We start from the raw sequence: 20,628 nt of genomic DNA on the forward strand, positions 1-20,628 counted from the left end.
CGCACGATTTGCGCCCTAGAACGTTACTGAGTCGTTTTACCGATCCGTAACTGACCCGCGTGGGACAGAATGAGTAAATGTGGGCACCGCAGAAGAACTCACCCGGGTGAGGTTCAGCGTCCTCGGGCCGGTCCGTGCCGCGCGCGACGGAGCCGAGCTCCCGATCGGCGGGCCCCAGCAGCGGGCGATGCTGGCCATCCTGCTGCTGGGCGACGGACGACCCGTCCAGCTCGACTTCCTGCTGGGCGCACTGTGGGGCGACAGGCCGCCGTCCCGGGCCGTCGGGACGCTGCGCACCTACGCCTCGCGGCTGCGCCGGGTCCTGGAGGACGACCGCGCGCATCCCGAGATCCTGGTCTCGGCGGGGGACGGCTATGCGCTTCGCACCCCGCAGAACGCCTTTGACCTGCATGTCTTCGAACGGCTCACCGGCGAGGCGGGCCGCGTGGCCGACCCGGCGGGCGCCCGCAGGCTGCTCGGCGACGCCCTGGGGCTGTGGGCCGGGGCCCCGTTGCCGGGGATTCCCGGTCCGTGGGCCGAGCGGGTCCGCACGCGGCTTCAGGCCCGGCGCCTGGACGTCCTCCAGCGGCGCCTGGAGATCGATCTGGAGCTGGGACGGCACAGCGAGATCATCGGCGAGCTGACCGCCCTTTCGGACGAGCACCCGCTGCGCGAACCTCTCCACGGCCTGCTGATGCGGGCCCTCTACCGTTGCGGGCGGCAGGCCGAGGCCCTTGAGGTTTACAGTCAGGCCCGCCGTGTCCTGGCCGGCGAACTGGGCGTGGACCCGTCACCGGAGCTCCGGGAACTGCACGCCCGAATTCTGCGAAACGACCCGTCTCTTTCCTCGCGCCCGGGCGAGGAGGCGCGCCCCGCGCCGCTCCCGCCGCCGCTCCCCGACTTCGCGGGCCGCGCGGCCAAAGTGGACGAGATCGCGGGCCTGCTCGCCGCCGGTGCCGAGGGCCGCCGCGCCCCGGCGGTCGTCGCGATCTCCGGCGCCGCCGGGGTCGGAAAGACGGCGCTGGCCGTGCAGGTCGCGCACACCACCCGGGACGCCTTCCCCGACGGACGCCTCTATGCCGATCTGGGCGGAGTGGGCGGCAGCCCCAAGACGCAGGGCGAGGTGCTACGCGAGTTCTTGCGCGCCCTGGGCGTTCTGGAGGCGGCGGTACCCGAAGGCGAGGCCGCCCAAGCCGCGCTTTATCGCTCGCGGCTCGCGGACAGGCGCGTCCTCATCGTCCTCGACAACGCCCGGGACGGGGCGCAGATCGTCCCGCTGCTGCCGGGGGCGCCGGGCTGCGCGGTCTTGGTGACCTCGCGCGCGACCCCGGCCGGGGTACCCGGGGTCAAGCTGTTCGACCTCGGCGTGCTGGAACCCTACGAGGCCATCGCACTGTTCACTGGCATCGTGGGCGAGCGCCGCGCGCGGGCCGAGCCGCAGGCCGTGGTGGACGCCGTCGAGCTGTGCGGGTTCCTGCCGCTGGCCGTGCGGATCCTGGCGTCCCGGCTGGCCGCCCGCCCCGCCGCCACGATCGCCTCGCTGGTCGAGCGGCTGGCCGACGGGCGCCAGCGGCTCGCCGAGCTGCGCATCGGCGACCTGGCCGTGGAGGCGGCCTTCCGGATCGGATACGACCAGCTCGACGAGCGCCAGGCCAGGGCGTTCCGCCTGCTGGCCGTGCCCGAGACCGGCGGGGCCTCGCTCGGCGCCGCCGCCGCGCTGCTGGGCACGACGCGCGACGACGCCGAGGACGTCCTGGAGTCGCTGGTCGACCTCGGCCTGCTGGAGTCGCCCGCGCCTCGCTCCTACCGTTACCACGCCCTGGTGTGGCTGTTCGCCCGGCAGATGTCGGAGGGGACCGACGGCCCCGGCGAGCGCCGCGACGCGCTCGACCGGCTGCTGGGGTTCCTGCTGGCCACCCAGCGCGAGGTGCTGCGGCTCGTCCGGCCGGGGCTGCTGCCCGCGGACCGGCCCCGCATGGACGACCCGCCGTTCGTGTCGGCGAACGAGGCCCGCGCCTGGCTGATGCGCGAGACGACCGGGATGCTGACCGTCGTCCGGCAGGCGGCCCTGGAGGGCCGCGCCTCGCTGGGGACGATGGCCGACCTGCTGATGTCGATGGAGACGCTGCTGGAGGACGGCTACCGCTGGGTCGAGACCGAGCCCGCCGTCCGGGCCCTGCTGGAGGAGGCGCTGCGGCGCGGCGACGCGCGGGCCGAGGCCAGGGCCCGCTACCTGTTCGGACGCGTCCACGGCCACACCCGCGACCTTCCGGCGGCCCGCGAGGCCACCGAGCGGGCCGTGGAGCTGGCCCGCGCGACCGGCGACCGCGCGCTGCTCGGGGCGACGCTCGACCTGCTCGGCCACGTCGCGTTCTACCAGCGCCGGGCGCTGGAGGCGCGCGGGCACATCGAGGCCGGGCTGGTGATCGCCGAGGAGGTCGGCGATCTGGCCGCCCAGGTCGAGCGGACCTCCAACCTGGCTTATCTGCGGCACGAGACCGGCGACCCGGCCGGTGCGGTGGCCGCCGCCGAGCGGGGCCGCGAGCTCGCCCAGCGCATCGGCCACACGGCCGGGGAGGCGTACGCGCTCTACACGCTGGGCCTGGCGCTCCGGGGGCTCGGGCGGCTGGACGAGGCGGTGGCGCGGTTCGACGACGGCCTGGCCCTGTGCTGGTCGGTGGGGCTGCGCGCCCGCGAGGCGTACATGCTGTACCGCATCGCCGAGACGCAGCTGGAGCGCGGGCGCCCCGACGACGCCCTGGTCTGCGCCGAGAAGTCCCTGGCCATCGGGCGGGAGATCGGTGAGGACTTCCACCGGGCGCGCGTCCTGGTCGTGCTCGGGCACGCGCTGGCGGCCCTGGGACGCCCGGACGGCGAGGTGTCGCGCTGCTGGCGCGCCGCGCTGGAGCTGTTCGACGGGCTCGGGGTGCCCGAGGCAGCCGACGTCCGCGGGCTGCTGGAGGCGGTCAGAGCCAGTCGCGGGCCTTGAACACCCAGTACAGCGTGACGCTGCACACGACGATGACGATCGTGGAGACGACGAAGCCCCAGGCCTGGTCGGCTCCCGGGTAGGGCACGTTCTGGCCGTAGAAGCCGGTGACGGCCGTCGGCACCGCGATGATCGCGGCCCAGCTCGTGACCTTCTTCATGACCTCGTTCAGCCGGTTGCCCTGGAGGGCGATGCGGGTGTCGAGCAGGCCGGTGACCAGCTCGCGCAGGCCGTCGGTCCACTCGGCGACGCGCATGGTGTGGTCGTAGACGTCCTGGAAGTAGGGCATCAGCGGCTCGGCGACGAACCGCAGGTCGCGGCGCAGGAGCGTGTTGAGGATCTCGCGCATGGGCAGCCCGACGCGGCGCAGCGCGACCAGGTTCTTGCGCAGCCGGTAGCTGCGCCGCTGGATCTCCTTCACCGGGAAGGAGTCGTCGAAGATCAGCTCCTCCAGCCCGTCGGCCTCGTCGTCGAGGGCCTGGGCGGCGTCGAGCTGGCAGTCGACGACCAGGTCGAGCAGCCCGTACAGCAGGTACGCGGCGGCGTTTCCGGCGATCTCGGGACGGGCGAAGTCGGGGCCCTCGTCCCAGCGCGCGACGAGCTCCTCGACGTCGAAGCCCGGGTCCTGCCGGACGGTGACCAGCGCGCGCCCGGTCAGGAACGCCGAGACCTCGTGCAGGACGAGCTCGCCGTCGTCGCCGACCTCGGGGGCATAGGCGTTGAGGAACTCGTAGCTCTTGTAGCGGTCGAGCTTGGCCCGCTCGTGGCGGGAGACGGCGTCCTCGACGGCCACCGGGTCCAGGCCCAGCTCGTCGCTGATCACCCTGAGGTCGGCCGGGCCGGGCGCGCACAGGTCCATCCAGACCACGGTGCCGGGCTGCTGGAGGTGGTCGCTCAGCTCGGCCACCGGGAAGCCCTCGGCCTCCACCTTGCCGTCGCGCCAGACGCGGGTGTGCGGGGGCCTGACCCCGATCCGGTTCTCCGGGTGGGCGTCCGGGTCGGTCTGCGAGTTCGACGCTGCCATGCCCTGCTCTATTCCCCGTTGCGCGCGGATACCGCACCGCGCAGCGGAAAGGGCACCCCGGTGGACGCGCGGATCATGAGCTCTCCCGGGAGCGAGCGCGATTCGGGGGTGCCGCCCTCCAGCAGTTCGAGCAGGGCGGCCATGCCCTGGGCGCCGAGCTCCTCGGCGGGGAGCCGCACGGTCGTGAGCTCCGGCTCCAGCGCCGTGGCCAGCAGGACGTCGTCGAACCCGGTCACCGACAGGTCGCCCGGGACGTCGAGGCCGCGCGCCCGCGCCGCCTTGTAGACGCCCGCCGCGATCAGGTCGTCGTCGCACACCAGCGCCGTGGGCGGGGACGGGCGGTCGAGGAGGGCGCCCGCCGCGTCCTTGGCCGAGGCCACGTGGATCGGGGTGGACGCCCGGACGAGCGTGGTGCCCGGGACGGCGCCGACGGCATCGGCGAGGGCCTCGGCGCGCGCGCGGAACGTCCACTGGTCGACGGCGGCGCTCACGTGCCCGATGTCGCGGTGCCCCAGGCCCAGCAGGTGGCCCGCGATGGCGCGCATGCCGTCGCCGACGGCGAAGTCGACCGTGGGGCCCGGGCCCGCCGGATCGCTGTCGAGCATGACCGAGGGCGTCCCCCGGAACTCGCTCAGCACGTCGGCGGCCAGCGACGAGGCCAGGATGCCGTCGATGGCCTCGTGCGGGGCCGCGAACGGGCTGCCGGCGGGGCCCGCGTCGTCCGGCCAGGGGTAGACCACGACGCCGAAGCCGTGCCGTCCGGCCACCCGCGCCGCCCCGATGTGGACGTCGCCGAAGAAGGGCGCGGTCAGGCTGGGGACGACCAGCATCACCGTCCGGGTCGTGCCGAGCCGCAGGTTGCGGGCTGCCAGGTTGGGGCGGTAGCCGAGCCGCGCGGCGGTCGCGCGGACGGCGTCCGCGGTGGCGGGGGAGATGCGCCCGGCCCATTTGCCGCCCAGGACGAGCGAGACGGTGGACTGCGAGACCCCCGCGGCCTGCGCCACGTCTCGGCTGGTGGGACGACCGCTGGCCGCCAACCCGTACCTCCTCGCCGTCGTTGGACGGGGAACAGACTAGACCGGCGGGGTGGGCGAGTGGTACGTATGACTGAAGCAAGTCATACGTATTACTCCGAAGAGAGAGCGGATGCGCGCCTACGTCGAATTCCTGCGGGTGACCCACGCGGCCCGCCTGCTCGGTGGAACGCTCCTGGGACGGCTGCCCAACGGCATGGGCATGCTCGCCGTCATCCTGCACGTTCGCGCCGAGGGCGGCGGTTACCCTCTGGCGGGCGCGCTCGGCGCTGTCTTCGGGCTGTCCATGGCGGCCGGCCAGCCCGCGCTCGGCCGGGCCATGGACAGGTACGGGCAGCCGCGCGTGTTGCTCCCGGCCGCGTGGCTGTCGGCCGCCGGGTTCGCGCTGCTCGCCGTGTGGGGCGCGGACCCGCTGCCGCTCACGATCGCCGCCGTCGTCCTGGCGGGCTTCGCCACCCCGCCCCTGGAGGCCGGGCTGCGCGCCCTGTGGACGGCCGTGCTCCCCGGCCCGGCCGAGGTCAAGGCCGCCTACGCGCTGGACGCCGCCGCCCAGGAGATCCTCTTCACCGTCGGGCCGCTGCTGGTGATCGCCGCCGCCACGGTCAACACCGAGGCCGCGCTGCTGCTGACCGGCGCGCTCGGCGTGGCGGGGACGCTGGTGATCACCACGTCCGGCCCGTCGCGCGCCTGGCGCTCGGCCCCCCGCGAGGCGCACTGGGCGGGCCCGCTGCGGTCGTCCGGCCTGCGCGTGCTGCTCCTGGCGCTCACCAGCTCGGGAATCTCCCTCGGCGTGTACGCCGTCGCCGCCACCGCCTACGCCGAGGACCGCCACAGCGAGTGGGCGGCCGGGCTGATCCTGGCGGCGATGTCCGGCGGGGCGCTGGTGGGCGGTCTCGTCTACGGCGCCCGGCCGTGGCCGGGCGCCGAGCACCGCCGGCTCAAGTGGCTCATGGCGCTTCTCGCGGCCGGGTACCTCCCGCTGATCTGGGCCCCCGACCTTCCGGTGATGCTCGTCCTGGCGGCCGTCAGCGGGCTGTTCCTCGCGCCCATGCTGGCGTGCAGCTTCTCCCTGGTCGACCGGCTCGCCCCCACCGGGACGATCACCGAGGCGTTCGCCTGGATCGTCGCGACCTTCGGCGTGGGCGGTGCCATCGGCTCGGCACTGGCGGGCCTCGGCCACGACCTGGCCGGGGTTCCGGGCGCCTGGGCCACCGCCGGGATCGGCGGCGTCCTCGCCCTGGTCTGCTGCCTCGCGGGCGCCCGCCCGCTGCGTCCGGCCCTGAGCCCCGTGATGACGCGCTAAATCCAGGAGTCGAACCAGATGCGGTTGTGCCAGTCGTCGTAGGGGAGCACCTGGGCCGCCAGGATCGGGTAGAAGTACGCGAAGTTCGCCAGGACGACCAGGACGAACGCCCCCGCCCCCGCCGCACCGATCACCCGGCGCATCCCGGCCACCGCCATGGGGGCCGAGCCGTCCCAATGGTGGGCCGTGGTCGCCGGTGCCTGGGCGGGCCCCATCAGGTAGCCGAAGATCAATACCACCGCGAGGACCATGAACGGGATCATCGGGGTCGCGTAGAACAGGAACATCGTCCGGTCGGAGAAGGCCGACGGGAACCAGGTGAGCCAGCCCGCCATGAAGCCCAGCAGGATCGCCCCCGCGCGCCAGTCGCGCAGCAGCAGCCAGATGCCCGCGATCGCCACCAGCGCCAGCAGGGCCCCCCACCACAGCGCGGGCGTGCCGATGCCGAGGATCTCGCGCGAGCACCGGCCCGCACCGCACGAGCCGTCCTTGGGCTCGACGTAGAAGAACGCCACGGGACGCCGCAGGATCGGCCAGTCCCACGGCCACGACTGGTACGGATGGCGCGAGTCGAGCTTGTTATGGAAGTTGAGGATCTCGGTGTGGTAGCGCCACAGGTCCGGCAGCGCCTCGAAGGGCCTGAATAGCGGATTGCTCGCGGCATCGCCCCGTCCCCAGCCGCCCGGTCGGAAGATCCACCCCGACCAGGTGGCGACATAGGTCACCGCCGCCAGCACGACGAGCTGACCGAACGCCAGGACGCCGTCCAAGGAGAGCGCCCCGGCGGCGGGACGCGCGACGCCCGCCGCCCGGCGGGCCCCGATGTCCCAGAAGACCACCATGATCCCGAAGGCCGCGATGTAGAAGACGCCCGTCCACTTGGTGCCGCAGGCCAGGCCCAGGCAGACCCCGGCGGCGATGCGCCAGCCGTGCACCAGGAACGGGCCCACCGGGGCGGCGTTGCCTGCCTCGATCTTGTCGGCCAGCACCCGCCGCGAACGGTCGCGGTCGGCGACCAGGCAGGCGAACCCGGCCAGGATCCAGAACATCACGAAGATGTCGAGCAGCGCGGCACGGCTGGTGACGAACATCAGGCCGTCCACCGCCAGCAGCAGCCCGGCGGCGCAGCCCAGCAGCGTCGACCCCGTCATGCGGCGCGCCACCCGGCACAGGATCAGCACCGACAGCGTCCCGCACAGCGCGGCGGTGAACCGCCACCCGAACGGGGTGGCGCCGAACAGCCACTCGCCCCCGGCGATCATCCACTTGCCGAACGGGGGATGGGCGATGAACGAGGAGCCCTCGGCCCAGATGTCGGCGTTCTTGTCCTTGATGAGCATCTGGTCGGCGCCCTTGACGGTGGAGCGCTCCCACCCGAACTTCAGCAGCGCCAGCGCGTCCTTGGCGTAGTAGGTCTCGTCGAAGACCACCGACTTGGGCTCGCCCAGCCGATAGAAGCGCAGGAACCCGGCGAACGCGGTCACCAGAAGCGGCCCAAGCCACCCCAGCAGCGCCGACCCGGGAATCGGCGGAGCGAGCCAGTCCCGCAGGGGAGGACGGGCGGACCGCTCACCGGTCGCCTGCACGGGCGCGAAATCCGTCATCGCCATTCCGCCATCGTAGAGGCGCAAATACGCCGATCTTGACCTTGAGGCCCGTCGCCACCCCCAGGGCCGGAGCTCTGCCAAAGTTTGTGTCGCCCGGATCGAAGCGTCTGCCTCAGTGGCGCTGAGGCCCCCCGTGCCGGGGTTTCGGGGTCCAGGGGCGGAGCCCCTGGCGGGGGGCGCGGGGGCGCGGAGCCCCCGCCAAGGGCTGTGCCGCCCGGAACGGAGCGCCAGCGGAGTGCAGGGTGGCATAGCCCGCCGGGGGGCGTGGGGGGTCGTCCCCCCACACCAGTACAGCCCCCACACCAGTACACAATACGAGCATGACGGGGAACGGGAACGCGGGGACCTTGCTGCTCGGGGCGGCGCCGATCGGGCGGGCCGAGGACGCCTCGGTGCGGCTGCGGGCCGCGCTGGCGGACGCGGGCATCATCGCCGCCGAAGACACCCGTCGGCTGCGGCGGCTGGCGTCCGATCTGGGCGTGGAGTTGAACGCCCGGGTGGTGTCGTACTACGACCAGAACGAGCGCGCGCGGGCCGAGGAGCTGCTGGGCGAGCTGCTGGACGGGCGCGACGTCCTGGTGATCACCGATGCGGGCATGCCCGGGGTCTCGGACCCGGGGTACCGGCTCGTGCGCGCCGCCGTGGCCGAGAACGTGCCGATCACCGTCCTGCCGGGGCCGTCGGCCGTCACCACCGCGCTGGTGGTGTCGGGGCTGCCCACCGACCGGTTCTGCTTCGAGGGCTTCCCGCCGCGCAAGCCGGGCGAGCGGGCCCGCCGCCTGGAGGCGCTGGCCACCGAGCCGCGCACCATGGTGTTCTTCGAGTCCCCGCGCCGTCTGGCGGTCACCCTGGCCGCGATGGCCGAGGCGTTCGGCGCCGGACGTCCCGCCGCGGTCTGCCGCGAGCTCACCAAGACCTACGAGGAGATCCGCCGGGGCCCGCTGGGCGAGCTGGCCTCCTGGGCGGACGACGACGTCCGCGGCGAGATCACCGTCGTGGTCGGCGGCGCCCCCGAACCCGAGGGGCTGTCCGACCCGGCCGACCTGGCGGCCGCGGTCGCCGTCCGCGAGTCCGCCGGGACGCCACGCAAGCAGGCCATCGTCGAGGTCGCCAAGGAGAACGGCCTGCCCAAGCGCACCGTCTACGACGCGGTCGTGAACGCCCGCCGGTAGCGGGTGGCTATGGACTATCGGCCCGCGCGGGACGACGATGGAGGTCCGAGCGCGGAAGTGGCGGTCACCGAGAGGGGTGGGGGCCGTGCGCGACGCATGGTCAAGCCATGAGGTCTGGGTCTACGAATGCCTCAACTGCTTCGCGACCTGGCAAGAGGAGTTCGACGCGAGGCACGTCGCCGACGGGCACGGAGGCGAGGCGGTGGTGTACGAGCACGACGGCCACCGCTGCATCACGCCCTGGTGCGACCACCTCTGCAACGTCTGCGGCGGCCAGAACGTCAAGGTGTTCTCGGCCCCGAAGGCCAAGCGGGCCGTGCCGCCGCAGGCCAAGCGTCCCGACGACCTGGAGCTCGTCTTCAAACTCCGCCGCCTGAACGCCTGGTAGGCCGCTACGGCGTCTTGACCGGGACGGGCTCGTCCTCGGCGGGTCCGGAACCGGAGCCGGAGCCGAAGCGCGCGGCGGTGGCCGTGGCGGCGCGGTGGGCGAGCCGTCCGGTCGCGACGAAGTGCCCGCGCACCTCGCGCGAGAACGTGATGCCCGCCGCCAGCGCGGACAGCGGGATCGCGGGCAGGACGTACCGGTAGTCGAACTCGGCGGTGGCCGCCGGGGCCAGCAGGAGACCGGTCGCCAGCGTCCAGGGCAGGAGCGCGAGCCCGCCCAGGCGGCGCCACATCCCGACCACGCCGACCAGGCCGAGCATCAGCAGGACGCCGACGAGCGTCCCGCGCAGGTAGACGTGGTCTTGGTAGGTGCGGACGATGCCCGCGAACGGCTCGACGACCTGGGTGCGGGCGGGGCCCGCCTCGTACTGCTCGGCCTCGCCGGCGGCGGTGGAGTCGTTGTCCATGCGCCAGTTGGGCAGGGCGCTGGAGGTTTTGCCGAACTCGTACTGCTGATAGGTGGCCTTATCGGGGAAGACCGTCCGCTCCCACTGGAAGACCCGCAGGAAGTCATGGCCGACCACCTTCAGGTAATCGACCGGCTGGGCCTTGATCACGCGCTTGGAGAACTCGTTGGCCGTCGCGTTCTGTTCCGGGCTGAAGCGCAGGCCCGGGTAGCGGTTCAGCGGCGACTGGACGTTCCAGATGCCGTCCTGCGAGTTCGGCAGCCGGTTGGCGGGCTCGACGCACAGCGGGATCTCGTTGGTCGGGACGTCGAACTTGTGGCAGTCGGCGAACTTGTAGACCCGGGCGTACAGGAAGATCCCGTTGCTCTCGGTCATCGCGAACTTGCCCTGGTCGGCCTTGTACCAGCCCATGTACGCCAGCACCGGCAGCGAGGCCGCGGCCAGCGTGATCGCCAGCATCCGCCAGCCCGTCCGGCGGATCAGCATGTAGGTCAGCACGCCCAGCAGGACGGGCATCCCGACCGACCGGGTCAGCCAGGCCAGGCCGACGATCAGCCCGACCGACGCGGCGACCTTCCAGGTCGGGCGGTCGTTCCACAGCAGGACGGTCACCGCGCACATCACCAGGAAGGTGAACATCGTGTCGGAGAGGATCAGGTGCTCGAGCTGGATCTGGTAGCCGTCCAGCAGCACCGGCGCGGCCGCCAGCGCGGCGCCCCACTTGGGCAGCGCGAACTTGCGGCGCAGCAGCGCGTAGATCATCGCGCCCATGCCCAGCCCCATCGCGTGCTGCACGGCGGTGACCAGCGCGAAGCTGTGGAAGGGCTTGAGGATCAGCAGCAGGAACGAGTAGCCGTCGGGCCGCAGCGGGTGCGGGTACGGCTCCATCGCCACGTGCAGGTAGTCGAAGCTGTCGTTGAAGAACATCGCCGGCTGGTAGCCGATCATCGCTACGCAGCGTAGAAGCGCGCCTATGGCGAGGATCACAGCGAAGAACGGGTGCCGGCGCACCAGGTCGCGGGAGCCGGTCGCGCGGGCGCGCAGCCATCCGACCGGGTCGGCGGCGTCCCGCTGGTTCAGGAGCCACGCCTGGACGCGGTCCTTGCGGCCGACCGCGGGGGGCGCGGGCGCGGTGTCCGGAGCGGGGGTCTCGGGCGGCGCGGCGACGGCCACGGCGCCGCCGGAAGAGCCGTCGGGGCCGTCGCCGTCCGCCGGATCGTCATCGAGGACAGTTCCGTGCGGCGTGTCGCCCGCCACGGCCGCACCTCCCCTTCGCTCTCCGGCCCCCATGCAGGTGGCACCGCCTTCTCCGGCACGCGTCACAGCCGACCCAACCTTTCCGGGCCGCGGTGCCCGTATGCTAGTTCTCCTAGCCTGCCGTCCGCGGCCGTGGCGGATCGGGTCTTCGGGTTGCAAGTGCGCAACACGATACGGACTCTCTTCGAGAGAGTTGGGCGTATCGCCCGTCCCCGGTAGGCATCATGATGCAGTCTGCCGCACAGCGGCACAGGACGAGATCACAAAGATTAGTAGAAAATACCGCATACGGTTACCAGGGGTAACGAAGGAGATCGCGTGGAACTCTCCGTAGTGATGCCGTGTCTGAACGAGGCCGAGACCGTCGAGACCTGCGTTCGCAAGACGATCGGCTTCTTCGAGGAGCACGGCATCGACGGCGAGGTCGTCATCGCCGACAACGGCAGCACCGATGGCAGCCAGCAGCTGGCCCGAGACGCCGGGGCGCGGGTCGTCCCCGTGCTCGACAAGGGGTACGGCAACGCCCTCATGGGGGGCATCCGGGCTGCCCGGGGCAAGTACGTGGCGATGGGCGACGCCGACGACTCGTACGACTTCACCACCCTGGGCCCGTTCCTTGAGGAGCTGCGCAAGGGTGCCGACCTGGTGATGGGCAACCGGTTCAAGGGCGGCATCGCCCCCGGGGCCATGCCTCCGCTGCACCGGTACCTGGGCAACCCCGTCCTGAGCTTCGTGGGGCGGCTGTTCTTCCGCAGCAAGATCGGCGACTTCCACTGCGGGCTGCGCGCCTTCAACAAGGAAGCGATCATGCGGCTCGGCCTCCAGACCGGGGGCATGGAGTTCGCCAGCGAGATGGTCGTCAAGGCCACGCTGGCCAAGTACGACATCCGCGAGGTTCCCACCACGCTGTCGCCCGACGGCCGCACCCGCGCCCCGCACCTCAACACCTGGCGCGACGGCTGGCGCCACCTGCGCTTCCTCATGCTCTACAGCCCCCGCTGGCTGTTCCTCATCCCCGGCCTGGTCTTCATGACGCTCGGCCTGGTCGCCGGGGCCGCGCTTTCGTTCGGCCCGGTCCGCGTGGGCGAGGTCGCCTTCGACGTCGACACGCTGGTCGGCGCGGGCGCCGCGCTGGTGATCGGCTTCCAGGCGGTGCTGTTCGCGCTGCTCACCAAGGTCTATGCGATGCAGGAGGGCTTCCTGCCGCATGACAAGAGGGTCCAGCGGATCACCGAGTGGTGGAGCCTGGAACGCGGTCTGGTCCTGGGCGGACTGCTGGCGGTGTTCGGCCTGGGCGGCATGGTCGCCTCGCTGCTGCACTGGCGCGTCAACAACTTCGGCGAGCTCGACCCCCGCGAGTCGCTGCGCATCGTCGTCCCGGCGGCCACCGCGCTGGTCGTGAGCCTTCAGGCGATCTTCGCCTCGCTGTTCGTCAGCATCCTGGGCATCCGCCGCCGCCAGCACCCGCCGCTGACCGACGCCGCCGACGAGGCCGCGGGCGTCGTGGACGCCGCCGCCCACCGGGTCGCGGGCGAGCGCCGGGCCGCCGAGGCCGAGCTGGCCGAGAAGTCGGAGAAGGCCGCCAAGACCGAGAACGCCGACCGCAAGGAGACGGCCGAGTAGGGCCGCGGAGGCGGATCCCGAGAACTTCCTGAGTGTTTCGTGCCCCGGGAGGACGACCTGCCCGGAGTGTGACAGGCTGACTCGGCAATGGATCTTTCGCCCGTGAGCTCCGGCCGCTCCCACCCCGGCGCGCGATGAGCACCCAGGCCCCGGCTCCCCCTGTTGCGACGCCCCCGGCCCGCAAGAGGGGCACCGGCCCTACCCGCTTGCGGCCTCGACGCTGGGGGCTTCTGCTCCTTCTCGGGTGGCTCGGGCAGGTCGCGGTGCGGCTGTGGCTGTCGGCCGGGCAGTCGATGCCGGTGGCCACCCCGGACGAGACCGGGTACCTGTTCGCGGCCCGGGTGCTGACGGGCGGCCCCGGCGCCGACATGTCGTTCGGCACGGTCTATCGGGGCGGGTACTCCCTGCTGCTGGCCCCGGCCTTCCTGGTCACCGACGACCCCGAGGCCGGCTACCGGATCGCGCTGGCGATCAACGCGCTGATCAACGCGGCCATGCTTCCGCTGGCCTACGTGCTGCTGCGCCGCCTGGAACTGACACCGCGTCCGGCCTACGTCCTGGCCCACGTGACGGCGCTGCTCCCGGGTGTGGCGTTCTACTCCGAGTTCGTGCTGACCGACGCGGTGCTCCCGATCGTGGTGATCGCGTGGCTGCTGCTGGCGCACAACTGGCTGACCGCCTCGGCGTCCCCGGCCAGGGTCACGCTTTACGGGACGGGCGTCGGAGTGCTGGCCGCGTTCGCCTACGCCTCCCACACGCGCGGGCTCATGCTCATGGCGGTCTCGGGCGGGCTCCTGCTGATCTCGGGCGTGTGCCGCTGGCGCCCGTGGCACATGGTGGCGATCGCCTTCACCGCGATGGGCGCGGTGGCCACGGCGGGCACCGTCCTCAACCACCGGCTGCTGCCGCACCTGTACCCCAACGGCGACAACGACCTCGGCGGCAACCTGGTCGACCGGCTGACCTCGGTCGAGGGCTACGGCTGGTTCCTGTCGCTGGGCACCGGCCAGGTCTGGTACCAGATCGTGGCGACCGCGGGCCTGGCGGGCATCGGGCTCATCACCGTCGCCGCCGTCGCGGTCCGCCGCGGGACGGCGCCGCACCTGCGCGTCCTGGCGGCCTGCGTGCTGGTGCTGGTCTTCGGCATCGCCTTCGCCACCTCGGCGGCCCTGCCGGACGAGTACCGGGTCGGCAACTACGTCTACGGCCGCTATCTGGCCTGCGTCACGCCGATCCTGTTCGCGGTCGGCGCGGCCGTGCTGCTGCGGGCGTCCCGCCGGACGGCCCTGCTGGTGGCGGGCTCGGCCGCCGGTCTGGCCGTGGTCACGGGGGGCATCGTCCAGCTCTACGCGGGCGACCGCCTCAAGCGCTACACCTACACCGCCTACGACTTCCCGGACGTCTCGTTCCTCACCTGGAACTGGGCGGAGTTCCGGCTCTGGCCCGCGACGCTGGCCGCGCTCGTCCTGCTGGGCCTGGCGCTGCTCGCGGCGCGGCTGCCGCGGCATCCGAGCGCCGTGCTCGGCGGGCTCCTGATCGCCGTCCACATGGCGGTGCTGGTCACGGCCACGACGCAGATCTCCCGCCCGCTGGTGAAGAACTACAGCTCCTACACCGACCTGAGCCGGACGGCCGATCCCGCCGAGCGCCCGATCGTCGCCATGGACTGGAACGTCCCCTGGAAGCTGCGGATGCCGCAGCTCTACGGTCTGGGACGCAGCGAGACCCGGACGTTCGACAGCAGCTACCAGAAGCCGCCCGCCGACGCCGAGGTCGTGATCCTCAACTGGGACGGCCGCAAGGCCCCCGGCAAGACCTGGAAGAACCCGCCCCAGGGCTGGTACGTCTCCGACAGCCGCAGCACCCCCGAAGGCGCCTGGGTCGCCTGGGTCCGCGACTAGACCGCGTCCGCGTTCAGGCGGGCGGGTTCCAGACCTGGAGCACGCCGTCGCCCGACCGCCACATCAACCGCCAGCCCCTGGCGGGGTCGGGACGCCAGCCTCCCGCGATCTGCGACTCCTGGCCGCGCCAGCGCGTGTAGAGCATCGGGGCCTCACCGGCGAAGGGCGGGAGCGTGCCGAGGTCGTGCTGGAAGTCGCGGATCCGCCCGTCCCAGATCGGGTCGCCCCACATCGTGCGGGTGTAGAAGTGCGCCGTCTGCGCCAGGCGGCGGTCGGCGTTGATGACCCGGATGTCGTCGCGGTCCTCGAGCCAGACGCGCAGCTCGTTCCACGCGGTGTCGCGCGGCAGGCTCGGCACCGCGCGGACGGCCGAGACCGCGTAGGCCACGGCCAGAACGGCGGCGGCAGCGGGCAGCACGGCGGTGCGCAGCCTGAGGCGGGCGGAGACGTCCTCGGGGATCATGCGGACCAGCAGGACGACCGAGCCGCACGCCCCCGCCAGCAGGGCGGGCATCACGGCGAACCAGTAGCGCACGAGCCAGCCGCGCAGCGAGATGTCCTGCGGGTCAAGGACGCCGGAGACCAGCGTGAGCGGCACGGCCAGGGCGAGGAACCACGCCAGCGTCAGGGCCAGGCGCCGGTCACGGGTGACCGCCCAGCCCACGACCGTGATCACCAGCGCGGCGACGAAGACGCCGCCGAGCGGCTGCCAGTCGAGCATCGCCCGGACGAACGACTTCAGCGCCAGCCAGCGCGTGACGTGGTCGCGGGACTTGCCGCCGTGGCCCGCCGCCGAGCTCAGCCCCGCCAGCGGCGTCCCCCACACGATCGCGTTGTGGACGAGGTTCGCCGCCAGGATCGCGACCATCGGGGCGCCGACCGTGACGTTGCGCCGCCACGGGACGCGCAGCAGCGCCAGGTAGATCGGGATGGCCAGGAACAGGAACGCCAGGAACTCGCGGACGAGGTACGCCGACCCGAAGCACACGCCCGCGGCCAGCAGGAACCGGGTCTGTGCGCGCCCCGTCCGCCGGGACGCGACCACCAGCGCCGCCATCCCGAGCGCGAACATGCCCGCGCCCGGCATGTCCGGCAGCATCACGCCCGCCGACCAGGTGACCTCCTGCCCGAACGGGTTGGTCATGGTGAAGAACGGGTGGACGATCAGCAGCAGGGCCGACGCCACCCCGGCGACGTCGCCGAACAGCGAGCGGACGGCCAGGTAGGTGCCGACGAAGAACAGGCACCCGCCGATCGCGGCGATCGTGAAGTAGGCGGCCTGGCCCGGCCCGAGGATCTCCATCACGACCCGGGCGGGAAGGACCAGCCCCAGCCGGGTCACCTGGTGCGGGACCTCGTTGAAGGGCCACTCGTCCAGCGGGATGTCGGGCCAGCGCTCGGCGGCCCGCCAGACATAGGTCGGGTCGAAGTACAGCGGCGGCACCATCGTGATCCACTGGGCGGCGACACCGCAGGCCCCCACCAGGACCGCGAGCCAGAGAACGCGGCGGCGGAACCAGGACCGCGCGGCGGGGGCTTGGGCGGCGGCGACGGGTTCGCGCACCGTGGTCTGGGCCATGCCTGTACTCAACTCCGCTGATGGTTCGGGTGGAGGCACCAGGCAGGGTATCCGCCCTAATACGTTCGAGGGCCTCGGACAGGCCCTCTAGGCTTGGGGACATGTCCTCGTCGAGCCGACACATCCTGGCCGCACCCGCCTGGCCGTACGCCAACGGGCCCCGTCACATCGGGCACGTCTCCGGATTCGCCCTGCCCTGCGACATGTTCAGTCGCTACCAGCGCATGGCGGGCAACCAGGTCCTGATGGTCTCCGGCACCGACGAGCACGGCACGCCGATCCAGGTGCTGGCCGACCGCGAGGGCGTCTCTGCCCGCGAGCTGGCCGACCGCTACAACCGGGTGATCGCCGAAGACCTGCGCGGGCTCGGCATGACCTACGACCTGTTCACCCGCACCACGACCCGCAACCACTACGCGGTCGTCCAGGAGATCTTCAAGGGCCTGTACGACAACGGCTACATCTTCCCCAAGACGACGATGGGCGCGATCTCGCCGTCCACCGGCCGGACGCTGCCCGACCGCTACATCGAGGGCACCTGCCCGATCTGCGGCTACGACGGCGCGCGCGGCGACCAGTGCGACAACTGCGGCAACCAGCTCGACCCCGTCGACCTGATCAACCCGGTCAGCCGGATCAACGGCGAGACGCCCAAGTTCGTCGAGACCGAGCACTTCATGCTCGACCTGCCCGCCTTCACCGAGGTGCTGGGCGGCTACCTGCGCGGCAAGCAGGGCGAATGGCGGCCCAACGCGCTGAAGTTCGCGCTGAACCTGCTGGACGACATGCGCCCGCGCGCGATCAGCCGCGACCTCGACTGGGGCGTCCCGATCCCGCTGGACGGCTGGAGCGACAACCCCGCCAAGAAGCTCTACGTGTGGTTCGACGCGGTGGTCGGGTACTTCTCGGCTTCGGTCGAGTGGGCCCGCCGATCGGGTGACCCCGAGGCGTGGCGCGCCTGGTGGCAAGACCCGAACGCCCTGTCGTACTACTTCATGGGCAAAGACAACATCGTCTTCCATGCCGAGATCTGGCCGGCGATGCTGTTCGGCTACAGCGGCCAGGGCGACAGGGGCGGCACCCCCGGGTCGCTGGGCGCGCTGAACGCGCCGACCGAGGTCGTCGCGTCGGAGTTCCTGACGATGGAGGGCAGGAAGTTCTCCTCGTCCCGCCAGGTCGTTATCTACGTCAAGGACTTCCTGGAGCGCTACGACGTCGACGCGCTGCGGTACTACATCGCGGTGGCCGGGCCGGAGAACCAGGACACCGACTTCACCTGGAACGAGTTCGTCCGCCGCAACAACGACGAGCTGGTCGCGGCCTGGGGCAACCTGGTCAACCGCTCGGTGAACATGGCCGCCAAGAACTTCGGCGCCGTGCCCGAGGCGGGCGACCTCACCGACGCCGACCGCGCGCTGCTGGAGCGCAGCCGTGGCGCGTTCGGCGCCGTCGGCGCCGAGCTGGAGCGCTCGCGCTTCAAGAACGCCACCACCGAGGCCCTCGACGTCGTCCGCGACGCCAACAAGTACCTGTCCGACCAGGCGCCCTGGAAGCTCAAGGACGACCCCGAGCGGGTCAAGTCGATCCTGCACGTCGCCCTCCAGGTCGTCGACGACGCCAAGTCGCTGCTCACCCCGTTCCTGCCGAACTCCTCGCAGAAGGTCTACGAGATGCTCGGCGGCGAGGGCGTGTGGAGCGGCATGCCCGAACTGAAGACGGTCTCGGAGGAGGGCGGGCCCGACTACCCCATCCTGACCGGCGACTACCGCACCGAGGCGCGCTGGGAGTCGATCCCGATCAGGCCGGGCGTCCCGCTGGCCAAGCCCACCCCGCTGTTCACCAAGCTCGACACGTCCGTCGTGGACGAGGAGCTGGCGCGCCTGGAGGAGAAGTGAGTCTCGGCGGGCACGCGTTCCCGGCGCTGCCGGAGCGCCTGCCCGTCGACGTCTTCGACAGCCACTGCCATCTCGACCTGGTCGACACCCCGGTCGACGAGCAGCTCGCCTCGGCGCGCGCGGCGGGCATCGCCCGCATCGTGACGATCGGCGTCGACCTGCCCACCTCGGTCCTGGCGGCCGACACCGCCACCGAGTTCGACCACGTCCACGCGGGCGTCGCGATCCACCCCAACGACACCACCGGCGTGACCGACGCCGTCCTGGCCGACATCGCCGCGCTGGCCGCACGTCCCGAGGTGGTCGCGGTCGGCGAGACGGGCCTGGACTACTACCGCGACTGGGCCCCCAAGGACGACCAGCACCGATCGTTCCGTGCCCACATCGACATCGCCAAGCGCTCGGGCAAGGCCCTGGTCATCCACGACCGCGAGGCCCACGACGACGTCCTGCGCCTCCTGGAAGAGGAGGGCGCCCCCGACAAGGTCGTGTTCCACTGCTTCTCGGGCGACGCCGAGATGGCCGAGGTGTGCGCCGCGCGCGGCTACGTCATGAGCTTCGCGGGCAACGTCACCTTCAAGAACGCCGAGCCCCTGCGCGAGGCCCTCCGAGTGGCGCCGCTCGACCTCGTCCTTGTCGAGACCGACGCCCCGTTCCTCACCCCCATCCCCCACCGGGGCAAGCCCAACGCCTCGTACCTGATCCCGCACACGGTCCGCTTCATGGCCGAGGTCAAGGGCGTCGACCTGGAAGAACTCTGCACCGCCATCACGGCTACGGGAGACCGCGTCTTCGGCCCCTGGTGACCGGGCAACCTCCGGGCCGTCCCACCGCGTAATCCCTTCAGAAGCGGTGAACGGGAGGGCGCGACGTGGCTGACCGAGAGGCGTACGCGGCGTTCGTGGGAGCGCGGTCAGACCGTCTGCTCCGCACGGCCTACCTGCTCACCCGCGATCGGGGGCTCGCCGAGGACCTGCTCCAGGAGGCCATGGCCAAGGCGTGGTTCGCCTGGCGCAGACTCGGCGACGAGCCCGAGCCGTACGTCCGCAAGATCATGGTGACGACGTTCGTCTCGTGGCGGAGGCGCCGGTGGCGCGGTGAAACGCCCACCGGCGACCTCCCCGACACGGAAACGGCCAGGGACGCGACGAGCGCCGCCGACGAGCGCGACGTCCTGTGGCGCGCGCTCGGCCGCCTCCCCGCCCGCCAGCGGGCCGTGATCGTCCTGCGCTACTACGAGGACCTCAGCGAGGCCCAGACCGCCGACCTGCTCGGCTGCTCGGTCGGCACCGTGAAGAGCCAGGCGTCCAGGGCCCTGGCCAAGCTCCGCGTCGACGACTCGCTGCTGTCGGCGGACATGTCCGGGGGGAACGAGCGATGACGTACACGACCAAGGATCTTCGGGAAGTCCTGCGGCGCGAGAGCGGATACTCGCCCAACCCCGATCGGCTCCGGCAGATCGAGGTCAGGATCACCCGGAGGAAGAGGCGGCGGCTGGGCGCCTCGGTCGTGGGGGTCGCCGTGGCCGCGGCGGCCTCCACGGTGGCCCTGTGGCCGAGCGAGCCCGAGCCCCCGGTCCGCCCCGCCTCGACCCCGCTCAGGGAGGTGTCGCTCTCGTGGCCGGGCGCCAAGACGCGCGAGGTCGAGGTGCCTGTGGGAGAAGGCGCGCTGAGTGTGCGCGGGCGCTGCGCCACCAACGACGCGATGCGCCGGAGCCTCGTCGTGGTCACGATCAACGGCGTCCACTCGGCGGCCCTGCCCTGCACGATAGGGGAGAGCAGGCCGACCAAGCTGGGGTTCGTTCCGCCGGGCGTCCGGTCGGTGCGGGTGAGGTTCGAGATCAGCGACGATCTGGAGAGCAGCCACCGGACGGACTGGCGACTGACGGTCTTCGCCGATGCCGAGCCCGCGCCCGAGGCCAAGGCACCCAAATACCCCGGGTACCCGTACAGGATTGGAAACTCGCGGAGAGTGGCCGACGTGAGCGGAGTTTGGCCCAGGGACCGGGTGGCGACACTGACCGTTCCCTACCGGGGACGGAAGCTGCGCGTGGCCCGCATCTGCGCGGCGGCCGCTGGGGACCGGGTCGCGATCGGGCTCTTCACGGGAGAGCGGAGTGTGGCCGCGCCGGACTGCCAGGTATGGCGGCCCGCGATGGCTCCCCTGGCGGCGGTGGAGGTGGATCCTCAGCCCAAAGAGGCCAACTTCACATTGCGGATGGCGGTGGCGGGCCAGAGCCCCGGATCGGAACGGGCTCTGGTGACCTGGACGGTCGCCGTTTACGAGGACAAATAGGGCCTAGCAAGATCACATCGGGCGATCCGGTGGCGAAAGGGGGGCGGTGGGGCTTAGTGTCCTCCCGTTCAGCAGGGCGATCCCCCCGAAGCCCTGAC

15 protein-coding genes are annotated in these 20,628 nt (G+C 72.0%); 10 read left to right on the forward strand and 5 right to left on the reverse strand.

Features of this window, described 5'->3' with window-relative positions; genetic code table 11:
* Nucleotides 1–79 precede the first annotated feature (79 nt).
* Nucleotides 80–2,989 (forward strand): BTAD domain-containing putative transcriptional regulator, encoded by a 2,910-nt coding sequence (locus ACQPY4_RS06830; RefSeq protein WP_433333551.1) that lies wholly within the window; start codon nucleotides 80–82, stop codon nucleotides 2,987–2,989.
* On the opposite strand, the gene ACQPY4_RS06835 is transcribed toward ACQPY4_RS06830, so the two are convergent.
* Together ACQPY4_RS06835 and ACQPY4_RS06840 are read right to left on the reverse strand one after the other, a co-directional pair.
* A complete protein-coding gene (locus tag ACQPY4_RS06835; protein ID WP_433333553.1) occupies nucleotides 2,967–4,013 on the reverse strand; it encodes a magnesium transporter CorA family protein in 1,047 nt (348 codons plus the stop codon). The genes ACQPY4_RS06830 and ACQPY4_RS06835 overlap by 23 nt on opposite strands.
* A gap of 8 nt (nucleotides 4,014–4,021) precedes the next feature.
* Nucleotides 4,022–5,017, reverse strand: coding sequence for a LacI family DNA-binding transcriptional regulator (locus tag ACQPY4_RS06840; RefSeq protein ID WP_433333555.1), 996 nt, complete (start codon nucleotides 5,015–5,017; stop codon nucleotides 4,022–4,024).
* Between the two features lie 142 nt (nucleotides 5,018–5,159).
* On the opposite strand from ACQPY4_RS06840, the gene ACQPY4_RS06845 reads away from it, so the two are divergent.
* Complete coding sequence (locus ACQPY4_RS06845; protein WP_433333557.1) at nucleotides 5,160–6,350, forward strand: MFS transporter; 1,191 nt, start codon at nucleotides 5,160–5,162, stop codon at nucleotides 6,348–6,350.
* Here the strand turns inward: ACQPY4_RS06845 and ACQPY4_RS06850 are convergent.
* On the reverse strand, nucleotides 6,347–7,960 hold the full coding sequence (locus ACQPY4_RS06850) for a dolichyl-phosphate-mannose--protein mannosyltransferase (protein ID WP_433333559.1): 1,614 nt from the start codon (nucleotides 7,958–7,960) through the stop codon (nucleotides 6,347–6,349). The genes ACQPY4_RS06845 and ACQPY4_RS06850 overlap by 4 nt on opposite strands.
* 317 nt (nucleotides 7,961–8,277) lie before the next feature.
* Between ACQPY4_RS06850 and rsmI the strand changes: the two genes are divergently transcribed.
* A complete protein-coding gene (gene rsmI, locus ACQPY4_RS06855) occupies nucleotides 8,278–9,129 on the forward strand; it encodes a 16S rRNA (cytidine(1402)-2'-O)-methyltransferase (RefSeq protein ID WP_433333561.1) in 852 nt (283 codons plus the stop codon).
* 85 nt (nucleotides 9,130–9,214) lie between these two features.
* Entirely contained in the window at nucleotides 9,215–9,517 is a 303-nt protein-coding gene (locus ACQPY4_RS06860) for a hypothetical protein (protein WP_433333563.1), read from the forward strand.
* 4 nt (nucleotides 9,518–9,521) lie between these two features.
* Here the strand turns inward: ACQPY4_RS06860 and ACQPY4_RS06865 are convergent, their stop codons facing one another.
* On the reverse strand, nucleotides 9,522–11,237 hold the full coding sequence (locus tag ACQPY4_RS06865) for a phospholipid carrier-dependent glycosyltransferase (protein WP_433333565.1): 1,716 nt from the start codon (nucleotides 11,235–11,237) through the stop codon (nucleotides 9,522–9,524).
* A gap of 318 nt (nucleotides 11,238–11,555) precedes the next feature.
* Between ACQPY4_RS06865 and ACQPY4_RS06870 the strand changes: the two genes are divergently transcribed.
* Together ACQPY4_RS06870 and ACQPY4_RS06875 are read left to right on the forward strand one after the other, a co-directional pair.
* Nucleotides 11,556–12,860, forward strand: a complete 1,305-nt coding sequence (locus ACQPY4_RS06870; RefSeq protein ID WP_433333567.1) for a glycosyltransferase family 2 protein — start codon at nucleotides 11,556–11,558, stop codon at nucleotides 12,858–12,860.
* Nucleotides 12,861–13,066: 206 nt separating this feature from the next.
* On the forward strand, nucleotides 13,067–14,761 hold the full coding sequence (locus ACQPY4_RS06875) for a hypothetical protein (RefSeq protein ID WP_433333569.1): 1,695 nt from the start codon (nucleotides 13,067–13,069) through the stop codon (nucleotides 14,759–14,761).
* Nucleotides 14,762–14,774: 13 nt separating this feature from the next.
* Here ACQPY4_RS06875 and ACQPY4_RS06880 read toward each other — a convergent pair whose 3' ends face one another.
* Nucleotides 14,775–16,340, reverse strand: a complete 1,566-nt coding sequence (locus ACQPY4_RS06880; protein WP_433333571.1) for an ArnT family glycosyltransferase — start codon at nucleotides 16,338–16,340, stop codon at nucleotides 14,775–14,777.
* 101 nt (nucleotides 16,341–16,441) lie between these two features.
* Here ACQPY4_RS06880 and metG point away from each other — a divergent pair, with 101 nt between their 5' ends.
* From metG to ACQPY4_RS06900, 4 genes are all read left to right on the forward strand, one after another.
* Entirely contained in the window at nucleotides 16,442–18,235 is a 1,794-nt protein-coding gene (gene metG / locus ACQPY4_RS06885; RefSeq protein WP_433333573.1) for a methionine--tRNA ligase, read from the forward strand.
* A complete protein-coding gene (locus ACQPY4_RS06890; RefSeq protein WP_433333575.1) occupies nucleotides 18,232–19,041 on the forward strand; it encodes a TatD family hydrolase in 810 nt (269 codons plus the stop codon). Before metG ends, ACQPY4_RS06890 begins: the two co-directional genes overlap by 4 nt.
* 65 nt (nucleotides 19,042–19,106) lie before the next feature.
* Nucleotides 19,107–19,616: a SigE family RNA polymerase sigma factor gene (locus ACQPY4_RS06895; RefSeq protein ID WP_433333577.1), complete on the forward strand. Its 510-nt coding sequence runs from the start codon at nucleotides 19,107–19,109 to the stop codon at nucleotides 19,614–19,616.
* Nucleotides 19,613–20,530 (forward strand): hypothetical protein, encoded by a 918-nt coding sequence (locus ACQPY4_RS06900; protein WP_433333579.1) that lies wholly within the window; start codon nucleotides 19,613–19,615, stop codon nucleotides 20,528–20,530. Before ACQPY4_RS06895 ends, ACQPY4_RS06900 begins: the two co-directional genes overlap by 4 nt.
* Nucleotides 20,531–20,628 lie beyond the last annotated feature (98 nt).

Source organism: Spirillospora sp. CA-294931 (genome assembly GCF_050946795.1).
Taxonomy (GTDB): Bacteria; Actinomycetota; Actinomycetes; order Streptosporangiales; family Streptosporangiaceae; genus Spirillospora.

What these genes read in the sequence shown, in the direction of transcription:
- ACQPY4_RS06835 (WP_433333553.1), bottom strand. Translation starts at nt 4,013, where the DNA reads ATGGCAGCGTCGAACTCGCAGACCGACCCGGACGCCCACCCGGAGAAC.
- rsmI (WP_433333561.1), top strand. Translation starts at nt 8,278, where the DNA reads ATGACGGGGAACGGGAACGCGGGGACCTTGCTGCTCGGGGCGGCGCCG.
- ACQPY4_RS06900 (WP_433333579.1), top strand. Translation starts at nt 19,613, where the DNA reads ATGACGTACACGACCAAGGATCTTCGGGAAGTCCTGCGGCGCGAGAGC.
- metG (WP_433333573.1), top strand. Translation starts at nt 16,442, where the DNA reads ATGTCCTCGTCGAGCCGACACATCCTGGCCGCACCCGCCTGGCCGTAC.
- ACQPY4_RS06880 (WP_433333571.1), bottom strand. Translation starts at nt 16,340, where the DNA reads ATGGCCCAGACCACGGTGCGCGAACCCGTCGCCGCCGCCCAAGCCCCC.
- ACQPY4_RS06850 (WP_433333559.1), bottom strand. Translation starts at nt 7,960, where the DNA reads ATGGCGATGACGGATTTCGCGCCCGTGCAGGCGACCGGTGAGCGGTCC.
- ACQPY4_RS06845 (WP_433333557.1), top strand. Translation starts at nt 5,160, where the DNA reads ATGCGCGCCTACGTCGAATTCCTGCGGGTGACCCACGCGGCCCGCCTG.